General features: G+C 67.3%; 9 protein-coding genes. 7 read left to right on the top strand and 2 right to left on the bottom strand.

Going from position 1 to position 8,242, the window contains the following annotated elements:
* The 7 genes from pgk to CF68_RS09060 all read left to right on the top strand — a co-directional run.
* On the top strand, positions 1-386 hold a 386-nt coding region (pgk, locus tag CF68_RS09090), incomplete at its 5' end, for a phosphoglycerate kinase (RefSeq protein ID WP_035817685.1).
* Between the two features lie 54 nt (positions 387-440).
* The gene (gene pyk / locus CF68_RS09085; RefSeq protein ID WP_035817683.1) at positions 441-1,877 is read left to right on the top strand and encodes a pyruvate kinase; all 1,437 of its coding nucleotides are present in this window, start codon (positions 441-443) and stop codon (positions 1,875-1,877) included.
* A gap of 168 nt (positions 1,878-2,045) precedes the next feature.
* A complete protein-coding gene (gene fba, locus CF68_RS09080) occupies positions 2,046-3,110 on the top strand; it encodes a class II fructose-bisphosphate aldolase (protein WP_035817682.1) in 1,065 nt (354 codons plus the stop codon).
* 104 nt (positions 3,111-3,214) lie between these two features.
* On the top strand, positions 3,215-4,123 hold the full coding sequence (locus CF68_RS09075; RefSeq protein ID WP_035817679.1) for a phosphoribosylaminoimidazolesuccinocarboxamide synthase: 909 nt from the start codon (positions 3,215-3,217) through the stop codon (positions 4,121-4,123).
* A gap of 144 nt (positions 4,124-4,267) precedes the next feature.
* Positions 4,268-4,765, top strand: coding sequence for a 5-(carboxyamino)imidazole ribonucleotide mutase (purE, locus tag CF68_RS09070; RefSeq protein WP_010812195.1), 498 nt, complete (start codon positions 4,268-4,270; stop codon positions 4,763-4,765).
* 28 nt (positions 4,766-4,793) lie between these two features.
* Positions 4,794-6,038 carry a 5-(carboxyamino)imidazole ribonucleotide synthase gene (locus tag CF68_RS09065; RefSeq protein WP_035817678.1) on the top strand — a complete coding sequence of 415 codons (1,245 nt, stop codon included), beginning with the start codon at positions 4,794-4,796 and terminating at the stop codon, positions 6,036-6,038.
* Between the two features lie 22 nt (positions 6,039-6,060).
* Positions 6,061-7,050: an L-threonylcarbamoyladenylate synthase gene (locus CF68_RS09060; protein WP_035817676.1), complete on the top strand. Its 990-nt coding sequence runs from the start codon at positions 6,061-6,063 to the stop codon at positions 7,048-7,050.
* 7 nt (positions 7,051-7,057) lie between these two features.
* Here CF68_RS09060 and CF68_RS09055 read toward each other — a convergent pair whose 3' ends face one another.
* Positions 7,058-7,384: an AzlD domain-containing protein gene (locus CF68_RS09055; RefSeq protein WP_013955653.1), complete on the bottom strand. Its 327-nt coding sequence runs from the start codon at positions 7,382-7,384 to the stop codon at positions 7,058-7,060.
* Positions 7,381-8,208: an AzlC family ABC transporter permease gene (locus tag CF68_RS09050; RefSeq protein ID WP_035817670.1), complete on the bottom strand. Its 828-nt coding sequence runs from the start codon at positions 8,206-8,208 to the stop codon at positions 7,381-7,383. The genes CF68_RS09055 and CF68_RS09050 overlap by 4 nt, the downstream gene beginning before the upstream one ends.
* Positions 8,209-8,242: the final 34 nt, after the last annotated feature.

The raw sequence follows: 8,242 nt of genomic DNA, 5'->3' as shown, positions 1-8,242 counted from the left end.
CCAAGGAATTCAGCGCCACCGCCGCGGCCACCGTCAAGGACGTCAAGGACGTGACCGACGACGACATGATCCTGGACATCGGCCCCAAGACCGCTGCGATGCTGGCCGAGCAACTCAAGGCCGCCGGCACCATCGTCTGGAACGGCCCGGTGGGCGTGTTCGAATTCGACCAGTTCGGCAACGGCACCAAGGTGCTGGCCCAGGCTATCGCCGAATCGAAGGCGTTCTCGATCGCCGGCGGCGGCGACACGCTGGCCGCGATCGCCAAGTACGGCATCGCCGACCGCGTGGGCTATATCTCCACCGGCGGCGGCGCGTTCCTGGAATTCCTGGAAGGCAAGAAGCTGCCCGCATTCGAAGTGCTGGAGCAGCGCGCCGCAGGCTGACGCATCCGCCGGGCCCGGCGGTGTTGCCGGGGCCCTGAACCAGGAATTCCGCGCATGACTCGTTCCACCAAGATCGTTGCCACCATCGGCCCCGCCTCCAGCTCGCTGGAAATCCTGACCCGCATGATCGCGGCGGGGGTCGACGTGGTGCGGCTGAATTTTTCGCACGGCACCGCCCAGGACCATCTCGACCGCGCCCGCCTGGTGCGCGAAGCCGCGCAGGCATGCGGCCGCGAGGTCGCCATCATGGCCGACCTGCAGGGCCCCAAGATCCGCGTAGGCAAGTTCGAGCACGGCAAGATTACCCTCAAGGCGGGCGACCCGTTCATCCTGGATTCGAGCTGCCAGCTCGGCAATGAGCAGCGCGCCGGCCTGGACTACCAGGACCTGCCGCGCGACGTCGGCCCGGGCGACCTGCTGCTGCTCAACGACGGCCTGATCGTGCTGGTGGTGGACCGTGTGTTCGGCAGCGAGATCTTCACCACCGTGCGCGTGGGCGGCGAGCTGTCCAACAACAAGGGCATCAACCGCCAGGGCGGCGGGCTGTCGGCGCCGGCGCTGACCGCCAAGGACATGGACGATATCAAGACCGCCATGGCCCTGGGCGCTGACTACGTCGCCGTCAGCTTCCCCAAGAACGCCACCGACATGGAAATGGCGCGCCAGCTGACCGCCGTGGCCGGCCAGCCGCACGGCCACAAGGCCCGCATGATCGCCAAGATCGAGCGCGCCGAGGCGATCCGCCCGGGCGTGCTGGAAGAGATCCTGCAGGCGTCAGACGGCATCATGGTGGCACGCGGCGACCTGGCCGTGGAAGTGGGCAACGCCGCCGTGCCGGCGCTGCAGAAGCGCATGATCAAGCTGGCGCGCGAGGCCAACAAGCTGACCATCACCGCTACCCAGATGATGGAGAGCATGATCGTCAACCCGGTGCCCACGCGTGCCGAGGTCTCGGACGTGGCCAACGCCGTGCTGGACGGTACCGACGCGGTGATGCTGTCGGCCGAAACCGCCGCCGGCCGATACCCCGTGGAGACGGTCGAGGCCATGGCCGCGGTCTGCGTCGAAGCCGAGAAGTCCGAGGTGGTGCAGCTCGACACCGATTTCCTGAACCAGACCTTTTCGCGCATCGACCAGTCGGTGGCGATGGGTGCGCTGTTCACGGCCTATCATTTGCAGGTGAAGGCGATTGCCGCGCTGACCGATTCCGGCGCCACCGCCTTGTGGATGAGCCGTCACCGCATCCATGTGCCGATCTATGCGATGACGCCCAACCTGGCCTCGCAGCGCAAGATGCAGCTGTACCGCAACGTGGTGCCGCTGCCGCTGCAGTCCAGCGCCGACCGCGACACCGCGCTGGAACAGGCAGAAGAACTGCTGCTGGCGCAGGGCGTGGTGCAGCGCGGCGATTTCATCGTGCTGACCATTGGCGAGCCGATGGGCCAGCCGGGCGGCACCAACACCCTGAAGATCGTCAGGGTGGGCAGCTGAAAGTGAGATGAGGCAATGCGTGCCATGCCGGACGGAGCGCCAGCGCGGAATGCGCAGGGTTGACGGCGCCGGCAGGCACGGGCGATGCGCTACGTAAGTCGATGCACTGCGTAAGCGCCGACTAGAAGAATACGCGGAAGACACCCCATTTTTTATTAGGAGTTAGACATGCCACTCGTATCGATGCGCCAGCTGCTGGACCACGCGGCCGAGAACAGCTACGGCCTGCCGGCCTTCAACGTCAACAACCTCGAGCAAGTGCAGGCCATCATGCAGGCCGCCGACGAGGTCAACGCCCCGGTGATCATGCAAGCCTCGGCCGGCGCGCGCAAATACGCCGGTGAGCATTTCCTGCGCCACCTGATCGAAGCCGCGGTTGAGGCTTATCCCCACATCCCGGTGGTGATGCACCAGGACCACGGCCAGTCGCCGGCAATTTGCCAGGGCGCGATCGACCTGGGCTTCTCGTCGGTGATGATGGACGGCTCGCTGCGCGAAGACGGCAAGACCCCGGCCGAGTACGACTACAACATCGACGTCACCCGCAAGGTGGTGCAGCTGGCCCACGCCGTCGGCGTGACCGTGGAAGGCGAACTGGGCTGCCTGGGCTCGCTGGAAACCGGTGAAGCCGGCGAAGAAGACGGCATCGGCGCCGTCGGCGTGCTCGACCACTCCCAGCTGCTGACCGATCCGGAGCAGGCCGCCGACTTCGTCAAGGCCACCCAGTTGGACGCGCTGGCCATCGCCATCGGCACCTCGCACGGCGCCTACAAGTTCACGCGCAAGCCCACCGGCGACATCCTGGCGATCAGCCGCATCAAGGAAATCCACGCCCGCATCCCCAACACCCACCTGGTGATGCACGGCTCGTCGTCGGTTCCGCAAGAACTGCTGGAAGAGATCCGCAAGTTCGGCGGCGACATGAAGGAAACCTACGGCGTGCCGGTCGAGGAAATCCAGGAAGCGATCAAGTACGGTGTGCGCAAGATCAACATCGACACCGACATCCGCCTGGCCATGACCGGCGCGATCCGCCGCTTCTTCGCCGAGAACCCGAGCAAGTTCGACCCGCGCGAATACCTGAAGCCGGCCCGCGAAGCCGCCAAGCAGGTGTGCAAGGCGCGCTACATCGCCTTTGGCTGCGAAGGCCAGGCCGGCAAGATCAAGCCGATCGGCCTGACCGACATCGCGCAGCAGTACAAGGCGGGCAAGCTGTCGCAGGTTGTGCAGTAAATGTCCCTAGTCCGCCTTCCGAGCAAGGGGAAGGCGGATTGCAGTTCCGGCCGCCGCGGCACGCATCCAGCGCCCGGCGGCTTCGCCGTTTTATCGGAACCATCATGTCCAACGCTCTCTACCAGTCCTCCATCAACTCGCTGCCGCTGCTGGGCCACGGCAAAGTGCGCGACAACTATGCCGTCGGCAATGACAAGCTGCTGATCGTCACCACCGACCGCCTGTCGGCGTTCGACGTCATCATGGGCGAGCCGATCCCTGACAAGGGCCGCGTGCTGAACCAGATGGCGAACTTCTGGTTCCGCAAGCTCGCGCACATCGTGCCGAACCACGAGACCGGCATCGCGCCCGAGACCGTAGTCGCGCCGGAGGAAGTGGAGCAGGTCAAGGGCCGCGCCGTGGTGGTCAAGCGCCTGAGGCCGATCCTGGTCGAAGCCGTGGTGCGCGGCTACCTCGCCGGCAGCGGCTGGAAGGATTACCAGGCCACCGGCAAGGTGTGCGGGATCGAGCTGCCCGCCGGCCTGCAGAACGCGCAGAAGCTGCCCGAGCCGATCTTCACCCCGGCCGCCAAGGCCGAGATGGGCGAGCACGACGAGAACATCTCGTTTGCCGAAGTCGAGACCCGCATCGGCATCGCGCTGGCGCGCCAGATGCGCGAGATCTCGATCCGCCTGTACAAGGAAGCGGCCGAGTTTGCCGCCACGCGCGGCATCATCATCGCCGATACCAAGTTCGAGTTCGGCCTGGACGACAATGGAGTGCTGACGCTGATGGACGAAGTGCTGACCGCCGATTCGTCGCGCTTCTGGCCGGCCGATTCGTACCAGGTGGGCACCAACCCGCCGTCGTTCGACAAGCAGTTCGTGCGCGACTGGCTGGAAGCCGTGCGCATCGACGGCAAGCCCTGGCCCAAGACCGCGCCGGCGCCGCAACTGCCGGACGACGTGATCGAAAAGACCGCCGCCAAGTACCGTGAAGCGCTGACGCGCCTGACGGGCGAAGAACTGCAGTAACCAAAATGTGTTCCCTCTCCCCTCATGGGGAGAGGGTAGGGTGAGGGGTGGTTCAGCAAGGCGCCACGCATCGGGAAGCGCCGGCCCTCACCCCCGCCCCTCTCCCGCAAGCGGGAGAGGGGAGCAAACAAGGAAGGATCAAACGTGAGCAAGCAAGACAAGCCGCTGGTCGGCGTGGTGATGGGAAGCAGTTCCGACTGGGACGTGATGCAGCACGCAGTGGCCATGCTGAAGGATTTCGGCGTGCCGTTCGAAGCCCAGGTGGTGTCCGCGCACCGCATGGCGGACGACATGTTCCGCTATGCCGAGAGCGCGCGCAGCCGCGGCATCCGCGCCATCATCGCCGGTGCCGGCGGGGCCGCGCACCTGCCCGGCATGATCGCCGCCAAGACCATCGTGCCGGTGTTCGGCGTGCCGGTGCCGTCCAAGTACCTGCGCGGCGAGGATTCGCTGCTGTCGATCGTGCAGATGCCCAAGGGCGTGCCGGTGGCCACCTTCGCCATCGGCGAGGCCGGCGCCGCCAATGCCGCGCTGCACGCGATCGCCACGCTGGCCACCACCGACGAGGCGCTGGCCGGCGCGCTGGAAGCGTTCCGCGCGAAGCAGACCGAAGCCGCGCGCGCGATGACGCTGCCGCTGTAATCATCCGGACATCCCACGGAACCTAGCAATGCCTACCGATATCCATCCCTACCTCTCCGAAGCCCACACGCCGGAATCGCGCGCCGAGTTCGGCGTCGACCGTCCCGACGCGCCCATCCTGCCCGGTGCGTGGCTCGGCATGCTGGGTGGCGGCCAGCTCGGCCGCATGTTCACGCATGCGGCACAGGCGATGGGCTATCGCGTATGCGTGCTCGATCCGGACCAGGACAGCCCGGCCGGCTCGGTGGCGGACAAGCATATCTGTGCGCAATACACCGACGAGGCCGCGCTGGCCGAAATGGGCAAGCTGTGCCAGGCGGTAAGCACCGAGTTCGAGAACGTGCCGTCGCTGTCGCTGGACCGGCTCGAGCAGCTGGGCGCCTTTGTCGCGCCGCGCGGCTACTGCGTGTCGATCGCGCAGAACCGCATCGGCGAGAAGAAGTTCTTTGCCGCGTGCGCCGAGCGCACCGGCGTGTCGCCGGCCCCGCACTGGGTGATCCAGCACGATGCCGATGTCGACCAGCTGCCCGATCACGTGCTGCCCGGCATCCTCAAGACCGCGCGCATGGGCTACGACGGCAAGGGCCAGGCGCGCGTGAAGACGCGCGACGACGTGCGCGCCGCCTGGAACGCCATGCAGCACGTGCCGTGCGTTCTGGAGCAGATGCTGCCGCTGGCCTATGAGGTCTCGGTGCTGGCCGCGCGTGCCGCGGACGGCTCCACTGCCACCTGGCCGCTGGCCGAGAACGTGCACCGCGACGGCATCCTGTTTTCGACGGAAATGCCGTCGACCAGCGTGTCGCCTGACATTGCCGACCGCGCGCGTGCCGCAGCCGCTGCCATCGCTACGGAGATGGGCTACGTGGGCGTGCTGTGCATCGAGTTCTTCGTGCTGACCGACGGCTCGCTGGTCGCCAACGAGATGGCGCCGCGCCCGCACAACTCCGGCCATATCACCATGGATGCGTGCGAGACCAGCCAGTTCGAACAGCAGGTGCGCGCCATGGCGCGGCTGCCGCTGGGCAGCACGCGCCAGCACTCCGCCGGCAAGATGCTGAACCTGCTGGGTGATGTGTGGTTCGAGTTCGGCCTGGAACGCACGCCGTCCTGGGACGAGGTGGTGGCACAACCCGGTGCCAAGCTGCACCTGTACGGCAAGGGCGATGCGCGCCCGTCGCGCAAGATGGGCCACGTCAACTGCGTGGGCGAGCATGCCGAAGCGGCCGACGCCGCCTTTGCCGCCGCCGCGCAGGCGCTGCATATCCCGCTCTGAAGCCATAGCTCCAAGGAACACGATGTCGCCGCGCATGCCCACGGCCGCTGAACTGGACGAAGCCGTCCGCCTGCTCGAGGCCGGGCAACTGGTCGCCTTTCCCACCGAAACCGTCTACGGCCTCGGTGCGGACGCCGAGAACCCCGAGGCGGTCGCCCGCATCTTCGCGCTCAAGGGCAGGCCGTCGAACCATCCGGTGATTGTCCACGTGGTGGACGGCGCCGATATCGGCTACTGGACCGACGAGGTCCCCGAGGCCGCTCAGCAGCTGATCGACGCCTTCTGGCCCGGCCCGCTGACGCTGATCCTGAAGCGCGCCGCGCATATCCATGCGGCCGTCGCCGGCGGCCAGGACAGCATCGGCGTGCGTTGCCCCGCTCACCCCGTGGCGCAGGCGCTGCTGGCGCGCTTCAAGCGCGGCCGCGGCGGCATTGCCGCGCCGTCGGCCAACAAGTTCGGCCAGGTCAGCCCGACCACCGCGCAGCATGTGCGCGATGAATTCGGCGATGCGGTCTATGTGCTGGAAGGCGATGGCGTGGAGGTCGGTATCGAATCGACCATCGTCGACCTGTCGCGGCTGGACCAGGGCATCGGCCCGGTGCTGCTGCGGCCGGGGGCGATCACCGCGGCGATGATGGCGCAGGTATTGGGCGCGGCCCCGCTGCCGCCCGATGCGGCCGCGCCGCGGGCTTCAGGCACGCTCAAGGCCCACTATGCGCCGCACACACCGCTGCTGCTGGCCGATGCGCAAGCGGCTTCGGCGCAGCTGGCCTCGCTGCCGGACGATGCCCGCGTGGCGTGGGTCGGCCGGGCGCCGCTGGTGGACCAGCGTTGTACCTGGGTGCAGGCGCCTGCGGACGCGGCGGCCTATGCGCGTGAGCTTTACCGCTTGCTGCGCAAGCTCGACAAGCAGGGCTATACGCAGCTGATGTTCGAGGTGCTGCCTGAAGGGCAGGATTGGGCCGGGGTGCGTGACCGGCTGGAGCGGGCGGCGGCGGCGTTCGAGGGGTGAGGGTCCCTTACCCCCCCAGCAACCGCAACGCCGTGTACACCGCCATCCCCACCATGATCATCCCCACCATCTTCCGGGTCAGCAGGTAGAACAACGTGGCGGCAATCCCGGCCATCAGCTTGTCGTTGGAAAACGCCACCGTGAAATGCCCCTGCCAGGTCATCAGGTCCGGCAGGATGATCGCCGCCAGCGCCGCGGCCGGCGCATAGCGCAGCGCCCGCGCGATGCGGTCCGGCACGGTGACATGCTCGCCGGCCATCAGGAACAGCGCGCGCGTGACGATGGTGACGACCGCCATACCGAGGATGGCAATCCAGATTTCAAGATGGCTCATGCGCGGTCTCCCGGCGGCGTTTCCGGCGCGGCGGCGTTGGTGACCTCGGGGGCCTTGGGCTTGCGCCGGCGGATGCCGCGCAGCGACGCGCGCGCGGCCAGGTCGTCGCTGGCCATGCCGGCGGCAATCGCGCCCACCACTGCCACCACCAGGCTGAGGCGGTACGGCAAGTCAAAGCAAAGCAGCGCCAGCACCGCCGACACCACCACGGCCAGCAACGTGGAGCGCGAGTTGATGGTGGCGATCATCACCGGGATCAGCGCCATGGTTCCCGCCAGCCCCAGGCCCCAGCTGTCGGGGAACAGGCTGGCCAGCACGATGCCGATGATCGAGGACAGCTGCCACGTGCAGAAGTTGGTCAGCGCCATGCCCCAGAAGTAGCCTTCCTTGCCGGGCTCGTAGCCGGGCGTGCTGTACTTCTGCAGGAAGTAGACGAAGTGCAGGTCGCCGTTGAACGAGCCCAGGATGGTGCGCCGCCATAGCGGCAGGTAGCTGAAGTGCGGCTGCATGCCGGCGCTGAAGATCACGAAGCGCAGGTTGACCACGGCCGCGGTCAGCCAGATGGTCCACAGCGGCAGGCCCGCGGCGAACAGCGGCAGTACCGCCAGCTGCGCCGAGCCGGCATAGACCAGCAGCGACATGCCGATGGCTTCGGGCACGGTCATCACGGATTTGCTCATCGCCACGCCGGTCACCAGGCCCCAGGAGAATACCGCGGGCAGGGACGGGGCAAAGTAGCGCGCGCCGTCGATAAAGCCGGCGCGTTCGGCGGGTGCGAAGCGATGCCAGAGGCGCAACCACACCGGGGGTTGTCGGGAAGTCATGTCAGAGGGCGAGGGGCAATGCAGGCCCGGGGCC

It is taken from the genome of Cupriavidus sp. SK-4, from assembly GCF_000611125.1.
Taxonomy (GTDB): domain Bacteria; phylum Pseudomonadota; class Gammaproteobacteria; order Burkholderiales; family Burkholderiaceae; genus Cupriavidus; species Cupriavidus necator.
Note: the sequence above shows the minus strand (reverse complement) of the source record. Positions and strands in the feature narration are given on the sequence as shown.